The following is a 21,662-nucleotide window of genomic DNA, read 5'->3' as shown; positions in this document are numbered from 1 at the left end:
CTCCCATTTCACGGCCCTAGACAACGTTGTCAGTTCCTTGGTGAGAGATGGTCGCTTTTGTGGGGATGTGGGGGGTGTGCCGGGTCACGGACTGCCAGGCTGTGCGCGGCTCGCGCCTCCGGTGGCGCGCAGGTCGGCCTCGATCCTGGCGGCGGTGGCGAGCAGCGGGGGGAGCAGGTCGCGGCGGGCCGACTCCAGGGTGGTGCGGCTGGCGTGCGAGGAGACGTTGAGCGCGGCCACCACCCGGCCGTCGCGGTCCCTGATCGGCACGGCGATCGAGCGCAGTCCCTCCTCCAGCTCCTGGTCCACCACGGCCCAGCCCTGGGCCCGTACGTGGTCGAGGGCGGCGCGCAGGGCGACCGGCGAGGTGGTGGTGTGCGGGGTCAGCCGCTCCAGGTCGGCGCGGGCGAGGTAGGCGTCGAGATCCTCCGGGGGGAGCCCCGCGAGCAGCACCCGGCCCATGCTGGTGCAGTACGCCGGGAAGCGGGTGCCGATCGCGATCGTCACGCGCATGATCCGCGCGGTCGGCACACGGGCCACGTAGACGATGTCGGTGTCGTCCAGCACGGAGACCGACGCCGACTCGTGCACCTCCGCGACGAGCCGCTCCAGGTGCGGCAGCGCGACCTCGGGCAGGGAGAGGCTTGACAGGTAGGCGTAGCCCAGATCGAGCACCCGGGGCGACAGGGAGAAGAGGCGCCCGTCGGTCCGCACGTAGCCCAGGCCGGCGAGCGTCAGCAGGAACCTGCGCGCCGCGGCGCGGGTGAGACCGGTCTTGCGGGCCACCTCGCTGAGCGTCAACTCCGGGCTCGCCGCGTCGAACGCCCGGATCACGGCCAGACCCCGGGCCAGCGACTGGACGTGCTCCTCCGCCATGACCGCCCACCTCCCGACCGAACCCTAGCGCCCCTCCCGCCAATCTTTGCCCCGTCGCGTCGCCCAGAGCGGCACCTCGCCGCGTTGTCGTCGTCGGCCGTAGGCTCCGCTACGACCTCCTCCTCCGCCTTGCGATGCACCACTCTGGACACCGCTCCTTCCGGGCAAACCTTGTCGGTCACGGCACTAGCGCCGGCCACCCCGGCCGGGGGACGGGCGGGCGCGCGACACCGTCCCGGTAGGGTTTGGCGAATGATGAGGAGGATCACGGACAATCGGGGAAAGCTGCTGCTGGTGGGCGGTTTCGTCCTGGCGGCGCTCAACCTGAGGCCCGCTCTCGCGGGCGTGTCACCGCTCCTCCCGGCCATCATGCGGGACCTCGGCCTCAGCCCCGCCGGTGGCGGCGCCATCACGACGGTGATGGTGGCGTGCCTCGGTCTGCTCGCCCCGGCCGCGCCCGCGCTGGCCACCCGGATCGGGCTCGACCGCACGCTGCTGGCCGGTCTGCTCGTCCTGGCCGCCGGTGTCGCCCTGCGCAGCGCGGACGGCGTGCCCGCGCTGTACTGCGGCGCCGCCCTGGCCGGCACGGCCATCGCCGTCATGAACGTCGTCATGCCGGGTCTCGTCAAGCAGCACTTCCCCGGCAGGATCGGGCTCTTCACCGGCCTGTACGTCTCGGTCATGGTCAGTGGGGCCGCCATCGCCTCGGCGGCGATGGTCCCGCTGGCCGGGCAGGTCGGCTGGCGGGCGGCGGCGGGGTCGGCGACCCTGCTCGCGCTGCTGGCGGCGGCCCTGTGGTGGGTGGCGCTCACGAGGCCGGCCGCGCAGGACCTTGCGGCGACGGCGACGGCGGCGGGGCGGGACGGCCGTTCCCGCTCCGGCGACCCCGGCCGCCGGCCGTACGCGGCCCTGCTCCGGGCACCGGCGACGTGGCCGGTCATGGCGTTCATGGGTCTGCAGTCGCTGACCTTCTACGTCCTGCTGGCCTGGCTGCCCACCGTGTTCCAGGCCGCCGGCCTGCCGGCCGATAAGGCGGGATATCTGCTGGGCCTGACGAATCTCGTGCAGATCGCCGCGGCGCTGGCCGTCCCCCTGCACGCGGGCCGGGCCCGTTCCCAGGTGCCGCACGTGGTCGTGGCCGTGCTGCTGACCATCGGCGGATATCTGGGCGTGTTGCTCGCGCCCACCACCACGCCGTGGCTGTGGATGATCATCCTCGGGCTCGGCCAGGGGGCCTCCATCGCGCTCGCCCTGCTGATCATCACGCTGCGTGCGCCCGATCCGGCCTCGGTGACCGCGCTGTCGGCGGTCGCCCAGTCGAGCGGTTACGTGCTGGCCGCGATAGGGCCGCTCGCGTTCGGCCTGCTTCACGAACTGTCCGGCGGCTGGACCGTGCCCCTGCTGGCCGGGCTGGGGGCGTGTGCCCTCCAACTGGCCTCGGGTGTGCTCGCCGCTCGCCCTACGGCGGGGTAGTCAGCGCGGCAGCCGTTCGAGGTCGATGGCGATGGGGAAGGGGGCGTCCACCGCGAGGCGGGTGTGGTGGACGCCGGTCACCTGATATCCGGCGCCGTCGGCGTCGAGTACGAAAGAGTAGACGAAGGGCCGGAAGTCGGCGCTCTCCTCGACCCGCCAGAAGTGGGGGATGCCGGCCGCCGCGTAGTGCCGCGGCCGCACGTCGCAGTCCGAAGCGGCCGAGTCGGGGCCGACGACCTCGATGACCAGGCGCACCTCCTCGGCGAGATAACAGGTCCTCCGGTCGTCGGAGGCGGCGAGGTCGTCCACCAGGGACACGTCGGGACGGGCGCGCCGATCAGGCCCCAGCAGGACGTCCATCCGGCTGACCGCCACCAGGTCGCCCGGGACCTGCGCGTTCAGGGCGGTGCGCAGGCCGTAGGTCATACGCTCGTGGAACCGCGTCTGGGGGCCCGTGGGGATGAGGCCGGCGTCGGGCTGATCGTCGTCCGAGTGATCGGCGTCGGGGTGATCGGCGTCCGAGTGATCGTCGTCCGAGTGATCGGCGTCGACCCCGCCGTCCCGCCGCTCGCCCACCGCGGGCCGGAGCCGGGAGAGCCGATCGGAGACGCCCCCGGCCCCGCCTCCCGGACGGGGCTGAAGCCAGTCATCGAGCACGCTGGTCATGGCAGCAGCCTAGCGTCACCCTGGGTGATGATCGAACTACTCGCGCCGCCCTAAGCCGGGTCGAGCGGGCGCAATTCGTCCGCGTAGCCGACCGAAAGGCGGCGCATGGTCCCGTCGTCGGTGATGGAGTACTGCCCCATGCGCCACAGCGGCGGCGAGTACGCGTGGATGGAGACCGAGCCGGGCGCCTCGCCGGTCAGCCGGTGGATGTGGTCGGGCCCGAACGAGAAGGCCTCGCCCGCAGCGACCGGCGTCTCCCGGTGGACGCCGCCGATGCGCGGGTTGCACTCCTTCAGCTCGCCGGCCACCACGCGGACCGCGCCGGAGGAGACGTCGTGGTCGTGCCAGCCGGTGTCGTCCCCGGGCCGCCAGCACAGCAGCCACACGTCAACGTACGAGTCGCGGTGCAGCGAGACGTAGTGGCGTCCCCCGTCCTCCGCGCCCTCGAAGTTGAGGTGGTGACGCCACAGTTCGGGCCGCGCGGCCAGGTCCTCGACCAGGGCGAGCAGCTCGCGGTGGTCGAGCGCGCGGGCGGGCAGGTCGCCGACGGGGGCCAGGTCGGTCAAGGAGGCACAGAGCGCGCCTTCCTGGATCGTGGGCGTGCTCATTGGTGCGACTCCTTCCGGGACAGCAGGCGGCCGGGATTGGCCACGCGGACCGCATGATCGACGGCTCGTTGCGCGGGGTCGCCGGGGTCCGGCCACGCCGACTCGGCGTACGGCTGGTCGCTCCCGGCGACGAGGACGTCGATCCCGAGTTCGCGGATCACCGCGTCGGCGGCCCGGGGGCCGTAGGACGACGTCTCCAGGAACAGATCCGGGTCCACCAGGCCGCGCCCGGCGGCGCCCCGGCTCAACTGGCGCTCCCTGTGCAGCGGGGCCAGCCCGGCCAGGAGCGCGAAGCACACCTTCAGGCGGGGATGCCGGGGCCGGCCGAACGCCTCGAACGCGTACCAGGCGGCGTGCATCTGCTGCACGTACGGCACGACGGCGGCCCACCACGCCGGGCCCGCCGCGGCGGCGGGGCCCGGATGGACGAACAGCGGCAGGCCGCGGTCCTCCAGCACGTCGAGCAGCGGGGCGGCCAGGGCCAGCCCCCGGGCGTCCCCGAGCGCGGTCGCCGGAAGCTGCAGCCCGGCCAGGCCCTGGTCGAGGGCGCGGCCGAGGGAGCGCGAGAGCCGTACGGGATCGGGGTCGGTCACCGGGGCGGCGGCCCAGGCGCCGAACGGCGCGGGCAGCGCGCGGGCGTCGGCGTGGTAGGCGTCGATGAGCGGCCACGCCTCCTCCGGCGGCAGGTGCTCGATCCCGAGCGGGCTCGACAGGGAGACGAGGGCGAGGTCGAGGTGGGCGTTGCGCTTGCGCCGGATCTCCACGTCGTGGTCGGCCGGATCCGCCTCGTACGGCGGCTCGCCGTCGAGGACGAGCGTCCATCCGTCCAGGTACGGCGGGCGGGTGCGACGGCGCAGCGCGTCGACGAGGGACGGCGTCCACAGGTGCTGGTGCACGTCCACGCTCATCTGCCCGCCTCTCGCCTAAGCCTGCATTCCCTACTCAGATTACATGCTATTCCGGCAGGGGTGACCCGGGGGCGGATGGCACACCCGCCCCGGGCCGGTCAGTCGTCGCCGAGGATCATGTTGAGGATCCAACTGATCACGCCGACGACGATGGCGCCCCAGAAGGCGGCCACGAACCCGTCGACGTGGAAGGGGAGGTCGAGCTGCTCGGCGAGCCAGCTCGTGAGCAGCAGCAGGGCCGCGTTCACCACCAGGGCGAACAGGCCGAGCGTGATCACGTAGAACGCGCAGCCGATCGTCTTGATGATCGGCTTGATGACGGCGTTCACGAGGCCGAAGATCAGCGCGACCGCGAGGAGGGTGCCGATCTGCTTGGCGGTGGAGCCGGCGCTGACGGTGATGCCGTCCACCAGCTTGGTGGACGCCCACAGGGCCGCGGCCACCACGATGATCTTGAGTATGACCTTCACCTCAAGAATCCTTCCATGGCACGGCAAAGAGTGCGCGGTTCGCGTGTGGCCGGAATAGGCGGCCTGCGCCGGGGGCGGGGAGGAGCGGCAAAAAGCCCATCCGATTCCGGCGGTCTTTCTCCCGCCTCGGGGGTATAAGCGGCAAACCTGGGGGAAACCGACGAGTTGGGGGTGAGATCGGATGGACGTGGAAGAGCTCGAGTCGCTCCCCGCAAAGGAGCTGCACGACCGCGCCGTGCGCTACGCCGTACGGCACGGCGACCTGGGATTCCTGTGGGACCTGCTGAAGGTCATCCCGGCGGCCGAGGCCGCCAGCGGCAACAGTGACGAGACCGCGAACGACCTCAGCAGGGTCTCGGCGCTGCTCAGCGACGCGATCGGGGCGGGCGAGGGCGAGCTCGGCGACGCGCTACGGCCGGTCTACGTCGACTATCTGTCCAAACACCCCGACGCCTGAGCGCGGGGGGCGAACGCTCAGCAACCTCTCATCTCCGCACGTCACAATGGGGCGTGGTCAAGACACAGGTGCTTGTCGTCGACGACGAACCCGAGGTCCGCGACGCGATCGCCCGGGCGCTCCGTGTGGAGGGGTACGGCGTGGCGACCGCCGGCGACGGCATGGACGCGCTCGACGTCATCGACGGCGCGGCGCCCGACCTCGTGGTGCTCGACGTGCTCATGCCGGGCATGAACGGCATCGAGGTCTGCCGGACGCTGCGCGGAGACGGCAACCGGCTGCCGGTGCTCATGCTGACCGCCCTGGACGGCATCGGCGACAAGGTGGCCGGCCTCGACGCGGGCGCCGACGACTACCTGGTGAAGCCGTTCGCGCTGGAGGAGCTGTTCGCCCGGGTGCGCGCCCTGCTGCGCCGCGCCGCGCCTCCCCCGGAGGCCGGCTTCGCCGACCTGGTCCTGCTGCCCGACAGCAGGCAGGCCCGGCGCGGCCGGCGGCTCATCGACCTGACCAGGACCGAGTACGCCCTGCTGGATCTGCTGATCCGCAACGGCGGCCAGGTGCTGACCCGGCAGCTCATCCTCGAACGCATCTGGGGCTACGGCTTCCGGCCCGGGTCCAACCCGCTGGAGGTCTACATCGGTTACCTGCGTAAGAAGACCGAGGCGGGGGGCGAGCCGCGGCTGATCCACACCGTCCACGGCCTCGGGTACGCGCTCAGGGAGCCCACCGCTCCTTCCGCCACCGGGGAGGAGCGGTGAAGCTCCGCTGGCGGCTCGCGATGGCCTCCGCGCTGGCCGGCGCGGTGAGCGTGATCGTCGTGATCGTGGCCGCCTACGTCATCACCTGCCGCCGGGTCGAGTGGGCGATGGACCATTACGGGACGTACGAGAGCTACGGCGACCCGCCCCCCAACGGCGTGCTGGCCGCTCTCGCCGACGTGGACGATCTGGGCTGGCCCTTCCTCGCCGTGGCGCTCGGCGGCCTGGTGCTGTCGGGGGCGCTCGGCTGGCTGGCCGCCCGGGCCGCGCTGCGGCCGGTCAACGCGCTCAAGGACGCGGCGGGACGGGTGGCGACCACCCGGGACCTGACCACCCGCATCGACGTGACGGGGGACGACGAGCTGAGCAGCCTGGCCCGCAGCTTCAACGCCATGCTCGACGCGCTGGAACGCTCCGCCAAGTCGCAGAAGCGCCTCGTCGCCGACGCCTCCCACGAGCTGCGCACGCCGCTCACCGCCCTGCGGACCAACATCGAGCTGCTGATGAGAGGCGACCTGCCGCAGGAGGTCCACAAGGAGGTGAGCCGGGCCGTGGTGAGCGGGCTGGAGGAGCTCACGGCGCTCGTCTCCGACGTGGTCGAGCTGGCCCGCGACGAGGAGCCCGCCGTGCTCGTGGAGAGCGTGCGCCTCGACGAGCTCGTGGAGCGGGAGGTCACCAGGGCGGCCAGGCACTGGCCGTCGACGGCGTACTCCGTGTCGGCCGAGCCGACGGTGGTGCGGGGTGTGCCCGACCGGCTCGCCAGGGCCGTCGCCAACCTGCTCGACAACGCGGCCAAGTACAGCCCGGCCGGCGGCCTGGTCGAGGTGTCGCTGCGGGGCGGCGTGCTGACGGTGCGCGACCACGGCCCCGGCATCTCCCCGGATGACCTGCCGCACGTCTTCGACCGCTTCTACCGCGCGCCCTCGGCGCGGGCGCTGCCCGGATCGGGGCTGGGCCTGGCCATCGTGGGCCAGGTCGTGGACAGCCACGGCGGCAGCGTGTCGGCCGCTCCCGCCCCCGGCGGAGGGACACTCGTCCGGCTGGCGCTGCCAGTAGGGTGAGGTCATGGGCTCTGTACGCGTCGAGCGGACCGAAGACGGGTTCGTCGCCCGCAACGAGCGCGGCGCCGAGATCACGATGGGCTCCGGTGACGGCCTGTTCAGCCCGGTGGAGCTGCTGCTGGCCGCCGTCGGCGGCTGCAACGTCATGACGGTCGAGCCGCTCACCGCCAAGCGCGGCCACCGGCTCGTACGGCTGGCCGTCGAGGTCTCCGCCGAGAAGGAGAGCCCGACGCTGCTGCGCTCGGTCACGGTGACCTACGACGTGGAGTTGCCCCCGGAGGACTCCGGCGAGGTCTTCGAGGCCGTCGCCGAGCGGGTCCACGAGCGCCACTGCACCGTGAGCCGGTCGCTCCAGAAGGGCACCGAGGTCAGGCTGGACCTCGGGAGGTAGCACGGGCGGGCGGAGCCCGTTCGGATGTAGGCCGGAAATCAACCTGCCTATGACGACTTCATGACAGGGCCCCTTGTAGTGTTGAAGCAAGTCCTCGGGAGAGGGCGACAGACTTTCTTGATAAAGGACGCGGATGGGGGAACCGCGTCCGGAAAGCGGGGGACCCGCCGGTGCCTTTGGGGAGGGCATTCCTGGCGGAACCGCTTTGATCCGGAGCCGGGCAGTTGGGGGACTGCCCGGCTCCGGCATTTTCAGGGTCCTGTACCCGTTCTCCTCCCGTCCCTCCCTGTCCCTCCCCTCCCCGTCCCTCCCTGTCCCTCCCGTCCGTCCCCTCCCCGGTCCCTCCCCGTCCTCTCCCCGTCCCTCCCTGTCCGGCCCCTCCCTGTCCGAACCGGGGAGCGGGCCTCGTCCGGCCGCTCCGGGAAATAACCTTTGCCTTCGTAAACCGGCGGTCTTCCTTCTGCTCGGCGGCTCCGCTTTTGCGGCGGGTTGCTTTATCGCGCCGTCCCCGGTGATTTCCTTTGTGGTCTCTTGCCGTATGGCCTCCGCGCTTTGCCGTGCGCGGACGGGACCTCCGTCACGTACCGTCAACATCACAAAGGCGGGGACGGCGGGCAGTTGCCCCTCTTGGGGTAAACAGGACCAGAGGTAGATCTTCTGGGCGGTATGCGGCTTTTACTTTGCTCCATCCTGACTCGTCCTGTAGTGTCCTGTTTGCCGCCGACCGGTGGCTGGATTGGACTTGGAGAGGAGATCACCGTGGGTGACCCCACATCGACCTCTGAGCCAAGGCATCTCGGATCACACGTCTGACTCACGACGGCCTTCCGGCCGATCGCCATAGCTTCAGCGCACACGCCTCCGGGTGAACGACTTCTCCTGCCCGGACACGTGGCCCGTCTTCGCGGTCTGCCGCATGCAGGTCCCTAGATGACGCATGGCCATTCTCTGTCGTCTCACGAAAGATCCCCAGCCCTGATGAAGACTCTGTTTGACATGCGTGGCAACCGACGCCTCACCGCCGCGGCCACGCTCGTCGGTGCGGCGGCCGTCACCGCGTCCCTCGTGGCCGCCGTGCCCGCGCCCGTCGAGCAGCCGGTCAAAGAGGCCGTCAACGTTTCCGCCGCCATCCCGGCGCGCCAGCCCTCCCTCGCGATCCCGGCGCACGAGGAGGTCCTGCTCCAGGGCAGCACCACCGGCTCGTACTTCTGGGACGACTCCTCGGGCCGCCAGGGCGACACAGGTCTGCCGGCCATCGGCAAGCCCATGCAGCAGGGGATGTTCGCCAGCCCGAGCTGGCCGCTCGGCACCGAGGGCTACATCTTCTACAAGGGCAAGAAGGCCAAGTTCTTCATCGGCGACCGCGGCCCGGGCGTCCCGTCCGACAGCGGCGTCATGCTCGACATCGACGGCAAGACCTTCGCCGAGCTCACCGGCACCACCTGGAACGAGAACACGCTGACCGTCAGCGGCGACCTCGGCCACATCCCGATCCAGTACGTCGTCACGAAGTGGGGTGACGGGCCGGGCATGCGCGGCGAGCCGGTGCCCTTCTCCAGCGGCGCCTGGCGGAGCTGAGCCACGACATTCCGATCACCGAGCGATGTGCGCGACCTTCGCGGGACTGCTAAGGTTACGGACATCGCGGGCGCCGCTAGCTCAGTTGGTTAGAGCAGCTGACTCTTAATCAGCGGGTCCGGGGTTCGAGTCCCTGGCGGCGCACCAAACGAAAGCCCAGGTCGGCACAGCCGACCTGGGCTTTCTTGCGCTGCTGGAGACGGGCCGCGCCGACGGGGCGGGGGAGCTGCGAATCTTCTGCACGGTCGGCGACGTGGACCCGCTTCAACCGCTGGTGATCTACGCGGCACTGCAGGCCATCCCCGTGAGCTATGCGAGGCGGCGGCGATCGACGGGGCGAGCCCGTGGCGGATCGCCTGGGCGATCAAGGTGCCGATGGTGCGTCCGTCGCTCATCCTGACCGGCGTCTTCTCGATCATCGGGACGATGCAGCTCTTCAACCCTTCGCTCCGGTCTTCGCTTCCTACTGCTCCGCTCCCGCATTCCCGGTTCGTGGACGGCGCGAGGTTGTGACCCCACGTTTGTGCTGGTCAAGCTTGTTTTCGAGTATGTGTTCGGTTAGCCTTTGGAGTAGTTGTTACGGGTGAGCTTGGTTGGCGTTCTGGTTTGTGGCCCATGTGCCGGGTTGGTGAAGTAGCCGAGTCTGTGTGAGTAAGTCCCGGTCCAGGCGGCCGGGAACCCATGGTGCTTTCGTCTCCGGCCGTGAAGGGGGTGCCCGCCAATGCCAGGCCCGTCCGTGTCTCCCGCGTCTGCCTTGTTTCCAGTGCCCTCTGTGCCGCCCGCGCCTCGGAGATGGCCCAGGCAGCCCGTGTCGTCGGTGCCTCGTGTGTTCGGCGCGTCGCCCTCGTCGCCTGTGCCCCCTGCGCCGTCCGCTTCTGATCGTGCCCGCTCCTCCTCGTCGTCCGGCGTGGGAACGGCCGGAGTGCTTCCGCCGTCGCGAACCGCGGTTCCGATTCCGGACGGGCTCACGCTGATACCCCCGGGTGCGGAGCTGGCCGGACTGCTGGCCGAGGTGAACGTGGAGCGCGTGTCGGGGTTCGACACGGTGGAGGTGCTCAAGGCGGCCTACCGGCAGGTTTGTCATCACCGGGCGTGGTTCTTGCGGGCCTTGCTGGAGGTGGGGCTACGGGACCTGTTCTCGGGTGACGAGGTGGCGCGGCTGGAGGTGCCGGATGAGTTCGGCCCGGATGAGGCGCGTGCGGCGCTGGTGTGGTCACGCCGCCGCGCCGACTCCACCTTCGAGCTGGCCTGGAATGTTCACCGCCGGTTGCCGATTTTGGGGGAGGCGATGCTGGCCGGGACCCTGGACGAACCCCGGGCGGTGGCGTTCGTCCGGTGGACCGTGGGGTTGACCGACGAGCAGGCCGCCCTGGTGTGCGAACAACTGGTGCCCCAGGCGTCGTCCTGGACGGTGGGCGAGCTGATCGAGCGAATCCAGCGCCTGGCGTTGGCGATCGATCCCGCCTGGGCCGAGCGCCGGTACGCGGAGGCGGTACGCCGCCGCCGGGTGGTGGGGACTCGCAACGAGGATGGCACCGCGACGGTGTCCGGGCTGGACCTGCCTCTGGATCGGGCGGCGGCCGGGTGCGACCGCATCGATGAGCTGGCCCGGGCGTGCAAGCGGGCCGGCGACCGCCGCCCGATCGATCACATCCGGGTGGACCTCTTCCTCGGAAGTCTGGACGGCACGTTCGAGGGGATGTCGGATGAGGAGATCATCACCCACGTCCTCTGCCACCCCTTCCACGACACCCCCGCCGCCCGGGAAGGCGATGCCGGCAACGCACCGGACGGTGACAACAACGCCGGTGGCAGCGGCGACGATCCTGACCACCCCGGCCGCGATGGCGGCGTGCGCCCTGACATCGGCCCCAACCGCCCCGGCGGCTACGGTGGATGCGGTGGCGTGCACCCTGACAGCGACCCCAACGGCGTGCGTCCTGGCACCGCCCCCAACCGCCCCGGCGGCGGTGGCGTCGTGCGCCCTGCCAACGACCTCGATGAACGTGGCGGCGGTCGCACTGACAGCGCTAACAGCCCTAACGGCACTGACGGTTTCACCGACGCCGACAGGGACGCGGCCGAAGACGACCGTGACGCCGAGACGTGTAGCCGCCCGGGGAATGGGTCCGGCGGACTGTCGCCCGCGTGCGGCTCACATCCAACGGACCCGCATCCGTCAGGGCCGGAGGAAACAGCGTTCGGCGCGCCCGCGCCTGATGATGAGACCGGGCGGGGCGGGACCGGGCCCGACAAGGCTGGGTCCGACAAGGCGGTGCCTGGTAAGGCTGGGTCAGACAGGGCCGGGCCCGACAAGGCTGGGTCCGACAAGGCTGGGTCCGATAGGGCGGGGTTGCGGCATGCCCAAGCTGAAGCTCATGCACAGGCGGATGCCGGTGTTTGGGCGCGCGCCGGAGGGTGGCCGGTGCGGGAGATTCGGGTTGAGCTGACCACGCTGCTCGGCCTGGACGAGCATCCTGCCCATCTGCCTGCTTGGGGAGTGATTCACCCCTGCTTGGCCCGGCGCATCGTCGCAGGCATGTTCGGTCAGTGGCGATACGCCATCTGTCACGACAACGGCCACCTGGCGCTGACCGGACTCACCCGGGCCCGCCCCCACCCCTCCGGCCGGAACCGCCCCGCCCGCGACCGGCGGCGCGGCGGCATCGTCGAACTACAGATCACCCACAGTCTCCTGAGGGTGCTGGCCGCCCAGCCGGCCAGCGTCTTCGGGGCGTGGGCACCGGTCGTCGCCGACCTGTCCACTCAGGCCGCACGCCTTCTGGCCGCTGGCGAGGGCGCCACTGCTCCTGAAGCCACCGCACCCGACGGCACCACACCTAACCGCACCACACCTAACCGCACCACGCCCGGCGGCACCACGCCCGACGGCACCAGGCCCGACGGCACCACGCCCGGCGGCACCACGCCCGACGGCACCAGGCCCGACGGCACCAGGCCCGACGGCACCAGGCCCGACGGCGTCGCACCCGACGGCGTCGCACCCGACGGCGCCGCCTCGGGCGGCCCCATCCAGGACCGCGATGAGACCGGCGCCCCGCACGAGGACGGCATGTCGGGCGGCATCTCGGGCGGGCGAGCAGAGGATCTGGAGGGCGGAGCGGCGGATTCGGAGCGGCGGCGTCAGGCCGGAGCAGCGTTACGACGATACGTACAAATCCGGGGCCGGGTCTGCTCCTGGCCCGGCTGCCGCACGCCCGCCACCCGGACCGACCAGGACCACATCCTCCCGTGGGCGGAGCAGGGGCCCACGAAGGCGGAGAACCTGCACCTGGCCTGCCGCCACGACCACCGTGCCCGGCACCACGGCGGTTGGCGCGTCAGCACCGCCAGTCCTTACCTGGTCATCTGGACCAGCCCGCTGGGGCACCGTTACCCCAGCCCTCTCCCAAAGATCATTCTCTCCGCCTGTGATCCCCTTCCCCGCAGCCAGCCCACCCCATCGCCATACCGGTACCTCGACGACCTCCCCGACACGCCCACCATGCGCCCGGCCCCCGAACCACCACTCCCACAGGAGGCCTCACAACCGGACACGGGGGTAGCGACGCCATCGGAACCGAAGGGCGAGACCGGGACACACGGATCGTTGCTTGGAAGCGAACTTGACGAACCGCCCTTCTGACACCTCCCACGCCCGATAGAAAAGGCCAGACATCGGGCGGCGGGACAGCGAGCGGGGGGACAGCGAGCGAGAGCCCGAGCCCGTGGAGGGGCTGGCTGGGCTCGGAGTGTTCGGCCCGCTGTGACCATCACTGCGACCATCACCGCAACCGTCGCTGATGAACGTCGCTGATGACCGTCACTGGTGTACGTCAGGCATTCGACGGTGGAAGCCATCGGCGGACGACATGCCGGGGAATACCGGCATCGACGTGCCACAACTTCCGCCTGCCGTCCCAGGACGCGGACATGCCTTCGGCCCGCGCCAAGCGCTTCAGCTCATCCTTGTCCTCGAAGGGGACGTCGAGATAGAGGCGGCCGCCGACGACCGCGCCTGGACGAGGCTCGCCGTCGCCTTCGGGCCGGGCCCCGGAGAACCCCCGCTGCGGCCAGGGGCGCGCGGGGCGTTCCAGACGAGCTCGCTCGACGATGTGACGGACGCGCCGGCAGGCCCCCGGATCGGTGATCCGCATCATGAGATCGGTAGGGCCGGTGTTGGCCAGGAGATTGAGGGATCCGTGCCAGAGCACGGTGTCATCGAGAATGAGCACCTTCTCATGCATCCGCTCGCGTGTCGCGACCTGGCATCCGGCAGTTCGGAGTTCCTCGACGAGGGCTTTCCGGCGAGCGTCCTCCGACTGATCTCTCGTGTGGACGGTGACCCGCACTCCTGCCTGAACACGCGGCGCGAGGTGACGGAGCCAGTTGTGCACGGGGTTCGGGTCGAGGAACGCGCAGTAGATCTCGATGCTCTGCCGGGCGCGGGCGATGTCCCAGGCGATGGCTCGTGGCACCTCGTCGGCCGGAAAGAACGCCGGCCTCGCCAGTTCCTCCTCGGGAAGGCCGGCGAGGTCGGCAGCGCAGCGGAAGGGGACGAGGTCGTCGACGGAGAGCTTGTGGGCATGCCGTTCCAGATGAGCGAGCATGTGCGCGGCCTCGCCGGCCGGGTTGAGCTTGGCGCGTAGGAACTGGATGTCCGCCACGACGACGAGGTGATCCTGCGCCCGGCTGAGAGCCACGTTGAGCAGGCGGCAGGTGGAGGAGGACAGCCCCAGGCCCTCATAGAAGTAGCCGGGCTTGTCTCCGGATCCGGCGACGGTGTCGATGACCACGAGGGGACGCTGGCTGCCCTGGAAGCGGTGAACCGTGTCGACGAGTCCGTCGCAGTCCTGGCCGAACCGGTAGGCCAGGCTGTCCCGCAGCGCCTTGACCTGGGCCTTGAACGGTGCGATCACGGCCATGCGGTCAGTGGGACGCTCGCCGGCGGCGAGGTCGGTCCACTTGCGTGCCGGGAGGACCTCGTCGTACTGCAGGCCACGGATGAGCTCGTGGACGACGGCTTCGTGCACCGGGTTGGTGGTGTGCGCGCCGTACCTGGCCGTGGGGTTGGGCAGGCGGCGCGAGGTGGTGTCGATCAGAATAAGCGGCCCGCTGAGCAGCGGAGATGGGGGAAGCCGCCCGTAGTCCTCTCGACCGGTGCGCAGCGGTGCGTCCGGGTAGGCGACCACGTTGACGACCTCGCAGATGGCCGGTCGCATCCGGTACTGAGTGTCCAGACAGACCAGGCGCGGATCGTCGCGGAGGGCCCTGCCGGTGACGTCGACCAGCCCCGCCGTGGTGAACGGATCCCGGTCCATCCAGAGCCGGGCGTGCTCCCGGTCTTCCTGCGAGCTGCTCCGGTCACCGGAGGCTCTGGTCACCGCCGGCAACTGGCGGAAGTCGCCGGCGATGACGAGGCGGCGACCCGCGAGCCCCGCCACACACCAGGCGGAGGGGGTGTTCACCATGCCGGCCTCATCGATGATGACCACGTCGATCGAGTCGAGAAGCTTGCGTGACTGCACCGCCTTCGCGACCGTGGTTCCCATCACCATGCAGTTCCCGCGCACCACCTCGGCGATCTTCCGCAGTTCCTGCTCCAGCCCCGGCAGGTGCTGCCTCAGCCGGTCGACGGCGTCCTGGAGCGGGCCACGAGCCGGGACGGCGCGAAGCCGGCTGCGCTGGGCCGTCAAGGCCCTTTCCGCTTCGGCGATCTCGGTCGCGTACCGGCTCTGGGCGGCATGTGCGAGGGGAAGCTCGTTGTCGGCCGCGACCAGTTCCTGTTGACGATCCCATCGCATCCGGCCAAGCTGCTCCAGCTTGGCCTGCTTCTTCTTGGCGAACAGCCCGGTCGGCAGTCCGATGCTCCGGATCTCGTGGTCGATCTCGCCGATCGCCCGGTGCGACAGCTGTATTCGCTGCTGCAGGAGAGCGATGTGCTGAGCGGCCCTGTCGTGGTCGGTACGCAGAATGACCAGCCGCTCCTCTGCGGTCGCCACGTCCGCATGCAGTGCCAGGTCCTGGAGAGCCGCCTCCAACCGGCGACGGACGTCGCTGATCTGTTCCACGAGCGAGGCGGACAGTCTTTCGGCGATCCTGGCCGGGTCGATCTGCTCGCCGAATTTGGCCGCCAGCGAAGGCAGTTCGATCTCCCCGGCCCGTTGCACCAAGCCTCTGTCGAAGCGTTCCTCGTCCGACAGTAGATCGCAGATCCGCTCCAGCGCCTGATCCACGGCCACCTTGGTCGGGGCGACGAACAGCACGCGCAGCCCCTGTCGGCAAGTGCCTTCCGCGATGGCGGCCACGACGTCGGTCTTCCCGGTGCCCGGCGGTCCCCAGATGTAGGTCAGCTCGCTCCCCAGCGCCTGTTCGACGGCCTGGCGCTGCCCGTCGTTGAGCGTGCGCTCACGGTATCCCCGGATGAACCGCTCCGGCGTCGCACAACGCTCGACGCGGGGCCGCCCCTGGTCCATAAGCCAGCCGGCGGAGGTCAGGTTGACCGAGTCCGCGGCTCTGCCCGCCGACTCCAGTCGCTCGACGACGGCTTCCCAACCTGCCGTTTCGTCCAAACGCACCTGTGCCTGGATGGGCCCGGCGCCGAGATCCGCCGGTGTGCGGACTTTGACCCTTCCATCGGGCATGCGCCGTACTTCGGCGCTCGCCCAGGCGTCACGGGATCGGGACGGGCGGATCAGCAGCCTTTCCCCGGAGAAGATCTCCTTCCAGGCCTTGCAGGAGAACAGGTATTCGTACCTCTCCGCGCTGTGGCCGAGCCGGCGTCCCTCGGACAGGGAAAGCTTCTCCCCGTCTCCGTCGCTTCGCAGCTCCGCTGCGATCTCCAGCCGTACGGCACGCAGCAGCTGGTCGATCGGAAAGGAAGTGTGCCGCGGACCTGACATCTCGCTCCCATGGCAAGGGGGCCGACAGGGTCGTGGTACGGATCGAGAACCTACCGTCTCCGGCACCTGCGGGCGGGCACTCCCGAGGGAAGACCGGTGGGACGAAAGGTGCAGTGAGCAATGATTCGGTCGGATTCGCCCTAGGATGGAGGCGGGGTGCCGGGAAGTCTGGTCGGCGGTCGTCGAACCGAGCCCGGAAAACGGAGTGCCCATGGCCCCCACCCGCCGACTTTCCCTCCTCGGTCCCGGTTCCCGGGCCGAGACCCGGCGCATCGCCGACATCCTCCGCAAGGAGACGATCGGCGGCGCGCTGCTCCTGATCGCCGCCGTCGCGGCCCTCGTCTGGGCCAACTCGCCCTGGTCCGAGGCGTACGCGGGGTTGCGCTCGGCCACGGTCGGGCCGGCCGCGTGGCACCTGGACCTCAGCCTCGCCAAGTGGGCCTCGGACGGGCTGCTGGCGATCTTCTTCTTCGTCGCCGGCCTGGAGCTCAAGCGTGAGTTCGTGGCCGGGGACCTGCGCGATCCCCGTCGGGCCGTCGTTCCCGTCGCGGCGGCCGCCGGCGGTGTGATCGTCCCGGCCCTGCTCTACCTGCTGGTCAACGCGCTCATGGACGGCGAGGCGCGGGGATGGGCGACCCCGACGGCCACCGACATCGCGTTCGCGCTCGCGGTGCTCGCCGTGGCGGGGCGGCGGCTGCCCGCCGCGCTGCGTACGTTCCTGCTCACCCTGGCCGTCGTGGACGACCTGATGGCCATCGTGATCATCGCGGTGTTCTACACGTCGCATCTGTCGGTGCTGCCGCTGCTGGCGGCGCTGGTGCCCCTCGGCGTCTTCACCGTGCTGGTGCAGCGGCGGGTGCGCTCGTGGTGGCTGCTGCTCCCGCTGGCCGGCGTGACCTGGGGGCTGGTTCACGCCTCGGGTGTCCACGCCACGGTGGCCGGGGTGCTGCTCGGCTTCGCCGTACCCGTCCTGCGCAGTGAGAAGGCGGGCGGCCCGGAGGCGGGGCCGGGGCTCGCCGAGCACTTCGAGCACCGGTTCCGCCCGATTTCAGCCGGGGTGGCGGTGCCGCTGTTCGCGTTCCTGTCCGCGGGGGTGCCGCTCGGCGGGCTTGGCGGTGTGACGAACCTGCTCGCCGACCCGGTGTCGCTGGGCGTCGTCGCCGGGCTCGTCGTGGGCAAGCCGCTGGGGATCATTGCGGCCACCTGGCTGACCGCCCGCTTCACCCGTGCCGACATCGACGAAGGGCTGGCCTGGGTGGACGTCGGAGGGCTGGCGATCCTGTCCGGCATCGGGTTCACGGTGTCCCTGCTCATCGGCGAGCTGGCGTTCGGCCTGGGCACGGCCCGCGACGCCCAGGTCAAGCTGGCGGTCCTGACCGGCTCGCTGGTCGCGGCGCTGCTGGCGACGGTGGTGCTGCGGCTGCGCGACCGCGCGTACCGGCGGCTCGCCGACGCCGAAGCCGCCGGGCCTGTGGGCGCCGAGAGCGTGATGGGTCGCGGGACGGAAACATGACCGGGTTCGAGCACATCGGCCTGCTCTACCGCGACGAGGACGAGTACGTCACCGGATGCGCCGCCTTCCTCCGGCCGGCCCTCGAGACGGGGGAGCCCGCGCTCGTCGTGGTTCCCGGCGGCCACGGCGAGCTGGTCCGGGCGGGGCTCGGGCCCGACGCCGTGAGGGTGACCTTCCAGGACATGAAGGTCGCCGGCCGCAACCCGGGCCGGATCATTCCCGGCGTCCTGTTCGCCTTCCTGCGCGCCCACGAGGGCCGGCGGGTCCGCGTCATCGGCGAGCCGATCTGGAAGGGCCGCGGCGACATCGAGTATCCCGCCTGCGTGCAGCACGAGGCGCTCATCAACGCGGTCTTCGCGGCGGCCGACGCCGCCATCCTGTGCCCGTACGACACGGCGGGGCTCGGGGCGGGGGCGATCCGCGACGCGCACCGGACGCATCCGGTCATGCGGGACCGGAGCGGCACCTACCCGAGCCCCGCCTACGGCGACCCGATCCTGACCGCCGCCGCCTTCGACGTGCCGTTGCCCGCGCCCCCGCCGCACGCGGCCGTTTTCCGGTTCACCGGGCTTCATTCGCTCCCCGAAGTGCGCGCGTTCGCCGCGGCGGAGGCCGGTGCGGCGGGGCTCGACCGGCGCCGCCTCGCCGAGATGCTCATCGCGGTCAACGAACTGGCCACCAACACGGGCGAGCACACGGACGGGCACGGCACGCTGACAGTGTGGGCCGAGCGCGGCACGCTGGTGTGCCGGCTCGACGACGGCGGCCGTCTCGACCCGCTGGCCGGGCGGGTGCCGCGGCCCGACCACGCGACCCGCGGGCGCGGCCTGCTGATCGTGAACGACTTCGCCGACCTGGTGCGGATTCACCGGCACGAGCGGGGCACGAGCATCCGGATCCACTTCGACCTGCCCGGGAAGCGGGCCGCCTCCACCTGCTGACGCTCACCACGTGACGGGCAGCGCGGGGAACCCTCCGGCCAGCCTGTCGGTGTGCGCCTTGAGCTCCTCGTACGGCACCGCGAGCGCCAGCGTGGGGAAGCGCGTGAAGAGGGAGCCGAAGACCGCGCGGAGCTCGACCCGAGCCAGGGACGCTCCGAGGCAGTGGTGTGGCCCGTGGCCGAACCCGACGTGCGGCTGGGGATCGCGCCGCCGGATGTCGAACGTGTCGGGGTCGGGGTAGGCGCGCTCGTCCCTGTTGGCCGCCGGGGTGGACAGCATGACCAGCTCGCCCGCCCGGATCGGCACCCCCGCGACCTCGACGTCCTCGTGCGCGTAGCGCACCAGCCCGTGTTCGCTCGGCGAGGCGACCCGCATGATCTCCTCGACCGCGGCATCCACGAGGGAGGGATCGTTCAGCAGCGCGTCACGCTGGGCGGGGTTGCGCAGGAACAGCAGCACGCCGTAGTCGATCTGGTTGACCGTGGTCTCGTGGCCGGCGAACAGCAGGCCGCCCGCGATCCTGGCGACGTCGTCCTCCGGCAGCGACGCGTCCGCCAGGTCGGAGTAGACGTCCTCGCCCGGGTCGTCCCGCTTCGCCTTCACGATCTCGTAGGTGTAGGTGTTCATCTCCATCTGTGCGGCGGCGGACCGCTCGGGATGGGTCAGGTCGGTCATCGCCTCGGCCACGGCCCGGAACCTGTCCCTGTCCTCGTACGGCACGCCGAGAAGCTCGCAGATCACCTGGATCGGCAGCGGGAGCGACAGGCCGGCGTGCAGGTCCGCGGGCGGACCCTGGTCGGCGAGCCCGTCGAGCAGGTCGCCGACCAGCGAGCCGATCCGGTCCGACAACCTCCGCATGCGCCGGGCCGAGAACGCGGGGGCGAGCAGACGCCGCATCTCCTTGTGGACGGACCGCTCCGTGGCGTACTCGCCGGACGGGCCGCCGAGCAGGGCGTTGTTCGACAGGCGGGCCGCGGTCTCGGGGGCGGGGTGGGAGCGGCCGAACCTGTCGTCGGCGAACACCTGCCGTATCTCCTCGTAGCCCGTGATCAGCCATGCCTCGTCGCCCATGGCGGTCGTGACCTTGGTGATCGGCGCTCTGGCCCGCATTTCGCCGAAGCCGGGGGATATCCCCAGGACGTCCGGCCGCTCGAACGGCAGCCGTGGGAGTCCGGGCATGGGTGACCTTCCCTTCGCTCGATGTCGGCCCTCTCGAATCTCTCCCCTGACCTACTGTCCGGCAAGGTAGTAAAACCATGTCCGGTGTGACCGGAGAGGGGACGTTTGCCTCGGGGCGCCGCCTCGCGCCCGGCCCTGCCTGCCCCGCGAACACCAGCGTCGTTCCGCGGCCCGGCATGACACGGGTGGTACGGGAGTAACGGGGATCAAGTCGTGGTGAAGTCACCGCAACCGGCGGGAGATCTTCATCGGGGCCGGGGTGGCGGCGCCGCCGGAGGGGGGAGACCGCTTCTCACTACCAATCGTGTCCGGATGAGCACATCGTTGTCTCCCGGCACAGAGCCTGGAGGTGGTGACGAGTGCGGTTCTCAGCCGAGGACGCTGCCTGGAGACAACTGAGCAGCGAGTACGCCGGTCGCTGGTCGATCTGGAGAAGCGACGCCGGCCGCTGGTACGCGACCCGGCTGACCCGGTCGCTGTCCCGTATCGAGATGGACCGGGGCCTGATCATGACCGCATGCGGCGAGAGCGCGGAGGAACTGCGCGCGCTGCTCACCGCGCAGGAGGGCCTGACGGGCCAGACGCTCTCCTCGTGACGCCCAGGACGTGGGCCCGGCCCGCCGGGCTCACGGCTTGAGAACGGCTTGAGAGCCCGCCGCAGCTCACCCCTGAGGCGACCCCGCAGGGCCCCCTCCGAGTGTCGTGGGACGGATGGGAAAATCCCTCTCATGACAGAACCAGCGGTTCGCGAACCCGTTCCCCCGACCGGCACGCAGCACACGATCGCCGCGCACGGATACGCGGCGACCGTCACCGAGGTGGGCGGGGGCCTGCGCGCCCTGACGTACAACGAACGGCCGCTGGTCATGTCGTATCCCGCGGACGCGCAGCCGGTGGGCGGCGCCGGGCAGTTGCTGCTGCCCTGGCCCAACCGGGTGCGCGACGGCAGGTACGACTTCGACGGCGAGGCCAGGCAGCTCGCGATCACCGAGCCAAGGACCGGCAACGCCGCGCACGGCTTCGCCCGTCTGATGCCCTGGACGGTCCTCGAACGGGACGACGCCTCGATCCGCCTCGGACTGCGGCTGTTCCCCCAGCTCGGCTATCCCCACGTGCTCGACCTGACGGCGTCGTACGCCCTGGGGGAGGCGGGCCTGGAGGTCGAGGTGTCGGCCGTGAACGTGGGGGACGGCGTGGCGCCCTACGGCATGGGCGCGCACCCCTACCTCACCCTCGGCGAGGAGACGGTGGACGACGCCGTGCTGGAGGTGCCCGCGGCCGAGTGGACCCCGGTGGACGAGCAGAAGATCCCGGTCGGCCGCCGCCCCGTCGAGGGCACGGAGTACGACTTCCGCCAGGGGCGCCGCATCGGCGGCACGGTGCTCGACACCCCCTACACGTCCCTGCGGCGCGACGGCGACGGGCTGGTGCGGGCCCGGCTCCGGACGGCCGACGGCTCCCGGGGCGTGGAGTTGTGGGCCGCGCCCGGCGTCGAATGGCTCCAGGTCTTCACCGGGGACACGCTGGCCGAGCCGTACCGGCGGGCCGGAGTGGCGGTCGAGCCGATGAGCTGCCCGCCGAACGCCTTCGCGACCGGCGAGTGCCTGGTGCGCCTGGCCCCGGGGGAGCGGGTCGCCCACCGCTGGGGGATCACCGCGCTCGGGTGAGAGGGACGCCGGACGAAAGGGCACTTATGTCTCACGGTGGACATGCGAGATGATTCGGTCTGCGTTCAACGAAAGCCAGGGATGGGCGTATTTCAGTTATTTTCACGTCGACGCCGGCCGTGCGGGCACGTCCCCCCGGTCGCGCGGCGGAGGCGGGGGGTGCCGGATGTGACGCCGCTGACGTGCGCACTCGCGGCGTGGTGCGGAAGACCGC

18 protein-coding genes and 1 tRNA gene are annotated in these 21,662 nt (G+C 70.9%); 12 read left to right on the top strand and 7 right to left on the bottom strand.

Annotated elements, in window-relative coordinates; genetic code table 11:
* Window positions 1–84: 84 nt before the first annotated feature.
* A complete protein-coding gene (locus HHX35_RS15600) occupies window positions 85–876 on the bottom strand; it encodes an IclR family transcriptional regulator (protein ID WP_182899539.1) in 792 nt (263 codons plus the stop codon).
* 252 nt (window positions 877–1,128) lie between these two features.
* Between HHX35_RS15600 and HHX35_RS15595 the strand changes: the two genes are divergently transcribed.
* Window positions 1,129–2,349, top strand: coding sequence for an MFS transporter (locus tag HHX35_RS15595; RefSeq protein ID WP_259405090.1), 1,221 nt, complete (start codon window positions 1,129–1,131; stop codon window positions 2,347–2,349).
* Here HHX35_RS15595 and HHX35_RS15590 read toward each other — a convergent pair whose 3' ends face one another.
* The 4 genes from HHX35_RS15590 to HHX35_RS15575 form a co-directional block, all read right to left on the bottom strand.
* Window positions 2,350–3,015: a Uma2 family endonuclease gene (locus HHX35_RS15590; RefSeq protein WP_182899538.1), complete on the bottom strand. Its 666-nt coding sequence runs from the start codon at window positions 3,013–3,015 to the stop codon at window positions 2,350–2,352.
* Between the two features lie 50 nt (window positions 3,016–3,065).
* Complete coding sequence (locus HHX35_RS15585; RefSeq protein WP_182899537.1) at window positions 3,066–3,623, bottom strand: cysteine dioxygenase family protein; 558 nt, start codon at window positions 3,621–3,623, stop codon at window positions 3,066–3,068.
* Window positions 3,620–4,531, bottom strand: a complete 912-nt coding sequence (locus tag HHX35_RS15580; RefSeq protein ID WP_182899536.1) for an amidohydrolase family protein — start codon at window positions 4,529–4,531, stop codon at window positions 3,620–3,622. The genes HHX35_RS15585 and HHX35_RS15580 overlap by 4 nt, the downstream gene beginning before the upstream one ends.
* A gap of 98 nt (window positions 4,532–4,629) precedes the next feature.
* Entirely contained in the window at window positions 4,630–5,001 is a 372-nt protein-coding gene (locus HHX35_RS15575) for a phage holin family protein (protein WP_139580012.1), read from the bottom strand.
* Between the two features lie 181 nt (window positions 5,002–5,182).
* Here HHX35_RS15575 and HHX35_RS15570 point away from each other — a divergent pair, with 181 nt between their 5' ends.
* The 7 genes from HHX35_RS15570 (at window position 5,183) to HHX35_RS15540 (ending at window position 12,892) form a co-directional block, all read left to right on the top strand.
* Window positions 5,183–5,458 carry a hypothetical protein gene (locus HHX35_RS15570; RefSeq protein WP_076438988.1) on the top strand — a complete coding sequence of 92 codons (276 nt, stop codon included), beginning with the start codon at window positions 5,183–5,185 and terminating at the stop codon, window positions 5,456–5,458.
* A 53-nt stretch (window positions 5,459–5,511) separates the two neighbouring features.
* A complete protein-coding gene (locus tag HHX35_RS15565; protein ID WP_182899535.1) occupies window positions 5,512–6,216 on the top strand; it encodes a response regulator transcription factor in 705 nt (234 codons plus the stop codon).
* Entirely contained in the window at window positions 6,213–7,277 is a 1,065-nt protein-coding gene (locus HHX35_RS15560; RefSeq protein WP_182899534.1) for a HAMP domain-containing sensor histidine kinase, read from the top strand. The genes HHX35_RS15565 and HHX35_RS15560 overlap by 4 nt, the downstream gene beginning before the upstream one ends.
* A 4-nt stretch (window positions 7,278–7,281) precedes the next feature.
* Complete coding sequence (locus tag HHX35_RS15555; protein ID WP_139580009.1) at window positions 7,282–7,668, top strand: OsmC family protein; 387 nt, start codon at window positions 7,282–7,284, stop codon at window positions 7,666–7,668.
* A 996-nt stretch (window positions 7,669–8,664) separates the two neighbouring features.
* Entirely contained in the window at window positions 8,665–9,246 is a 582-nt protein-coding gene (locus HHX35_RS15550; RefSeq protein ID WP_259405089.1) for a hypothetical protein, read from the top strand.
* Window positions 9,247–9,316: 70 nt separating this feature from the next.
* Window positions 9,317–9,393: transfer RNA gene (locus HHX35_RS15545), tRNA-Lys, on the top strand.
* A 775-nt stretch (window positions 9,394–10,168) separates the two neighbouring features.
* Window positions 10,169–12,892: an HNH endonuclease signature motif containing protein gene (locus HHX35_RS15540; RefSeq protein WP_182899532.1), complete on the top strand. Its 2,724-nt coding sequence runs from the start codon at window positions 10,169–10,171 to the stop codon at window positions 12,890–12,892.
* Window positions 12,893–13,082: 190 nt separating this feature from the next.
* Here HHX35_RS15540 and HHX35_RS15535 read toward each other — a convergent pair whose 3' ends face one another.
* Entirely contained in the window at window positions 13,083–16,148 is a 3,066-nt protein-coding gene (locus HHX35_RS15535) for an AAA domain-containing protein (protein ID WP_182899531.1), read from the bottom strand.
* Between the two features lie 211 nt (window positions 16,149–16,359).
* On the opposite strand from HHX35_RS15535, the gene nhaA reads away from it, so the two are divergent.
* Both nhaA and HHX35_RS15525 read left to right on the top strand, forming a co-directional pair.
* The gene (nhaA, locus tag HHX35_RS15530; RefSeq protein ID WP_220505463.1) at window positions 16,360–17,661 is read left to right on the top strand and encodes a Na+/H+ antiporter NhaA; all 1,302 of its coding nucleotides are present in this window, start codon (window positions 16,360–16,362) and stop codon (window positions 17,659–17,661) included.
* On the top strand, window positions 17,658–18,602 hold the full coding sequence (locus HHX35_RS15525) for an anti-sigma factor RsbA family regulatory protein (protein WP_182899529.1): 945 nt from the start codon (window positions 17,658–17,660) through the stop codon (window positions 18,600–18,602). Before nhaA ends, HHX35_RS15525 begins: the two co-directional genes overlap by 4 nt.
* Before the next feature lie 3 nt (window positions 18,603–18,605).
* On the opposite strand, the gene HHX35_RS15520 is transcribed toward HHX35_RS15525, so the two are convergent.
* The gene (locus HHX35_RS15520; RefSeq protein WP_182899528.1) at window positions 18,606–19,781 is read right to left on the bottom strand and encodes a cytochrome P450; all 1,176 of its coding nucleotides are present in this window, start codon (window positions 19,779–19,781) and stop codon (window positions 18,606–18,608) included.
* Window positions 19,782–20,140: 359 nt separating this feature from the next.
* Between HHX35_RS15520 and HHX35_RS15515 the strand changes: the two genes are divergently transcribed.
* Both HHX35_RS15515 and HHX35_RS15510 read left to right on the top strand, forming a co-directional pair.
* Window positions 20,141–20,377 (top strand): hypothetical protein, encoded by a 237-nt coding sequence (locus HHX35_RS15515; RefSeq protein WP_139580002.1) that lies wholly within the window; start codon window positions 20,141–20,143, stop codon window positions 20,375–20,377.
* 132 nt (window positions 20,378–20,509) lie between these two features.
* A complete protein-coding gene (locus tag HHX35_RS15510) occupies window positions 20,510–21,448 on the top strand; it encodes an aldose 1-epimerase family protein (protein ID WP_182899527.1) in 939 nt (312 codons plus the stop codon).
* Window positions 21,449–21,662: the final 214 nt, after the last annotated feature.

Source organism: Microbispora sp. H10830, from assembly GCF_014161375.1.
Lineage (GTDB): Bacteria > Actinomycetota > Actinomycetes > Streptosporangiales > Streptosporangiaceae > Microbispora > Microbispora catharanthi.
Note: the sequence above shows the minus strand (reverse complement) of the source record. Positions and strands in the feature narration are given on the sequence as shown.

Bases quoted from the DNA above. Each gene is read 5' to 3' on its own strand.
- HHX35_RS15535 (WP_182899531.1), bottom strand. From the start codon at position 16,148: ATGTCAGGTCCGCGGCACACTTCCTTTCCGATCGACCAGCTGCTGCGT.
- HHX35_RS15555 (WP_139580009.1), top strand. From the start codon at position 7,282: ATGGGCTCTGTACGCGTCGAGCGGACCGAAGACGGGTTCGTCGCCCGC.
- HHX35_RS15585 (WP_182899537.1), bottom strand. From the start codon at position 3,623: ATGAGCACGCCCACGATCCAGGAAGGCGCGCTCTGTGCCTCCTTGACC.
- nhaA (WP_220505463.1), top strand. From the start codon at position 16,360: ATGGCCCCCACCCGCCGACTTTCCCTCCTCGGTCCCGGTTCCCGGGCC.
- HHX35_RS15600 (WP_182899539.1), bottom strand. From the start codon at position 876: ATGGCGGAGGAGCACGTCCAGTCGCTGGCCCGGGGTCTGGCCGTGATC.
- HHX35_RS15520 (WP_182899528.1), bottom strand. From the start codon at position 19,781: ATGCCCGGACTCCCACGGCTGCCGTTCGAGCGGCCGGACGTCCTGGGG.
- HHX35_RS15550 (WP_259405089.1), top strand. From the start codon at position 8,665: ATGCGTGGCAACCGACGCCTCACCGCCGCGGCCACGCTCGTCGGTGCG.
- HHX35_RS15510 (WP_182899527.1), top strand. From the start codon at position 20,510: ATGACAGAACCAGCGGTTCGCGAACCCGTTCCCCCGACCGGCACGCAG.
- HHX35_RS15570 (WP_076438988.1), top strand. From the start codon at position 5,183: ATGGACGTGGAAGAGCTCGAGTCGCTCCCCGCAAAGGAGCTGCACGAC.
- HHX35_RS15590 (WP_182899538.1), bottom strand. From the start codon at position 3,015: ATGACCAGCGTGCTCGATGACTGGCTTCAGCCCCGTCCGGGAGGCGGG.
- HHX35_RS15580 (WP_182899536.1), bottom strand. From the start codon at position 4,531: ATGAGCGTGGACGTGCACCAGCACCTGTGGACGCCGTCCCTCGTCGAC.
- HHX35_RS15525 (WP_182899529.1), top strand. From the start codon at position 17,658: ATGACCGGGTTCGAGCACATCGGCCTGCTCTACCGCGACGAGGACGAG.
- HHX35_RS15595 (WP_259405090.1), top strand. From the start codon at position 1,129: ATGATGAGGAGGATCACGGACAATCGGGGAAAGCTGCTGCTGGTGGGC.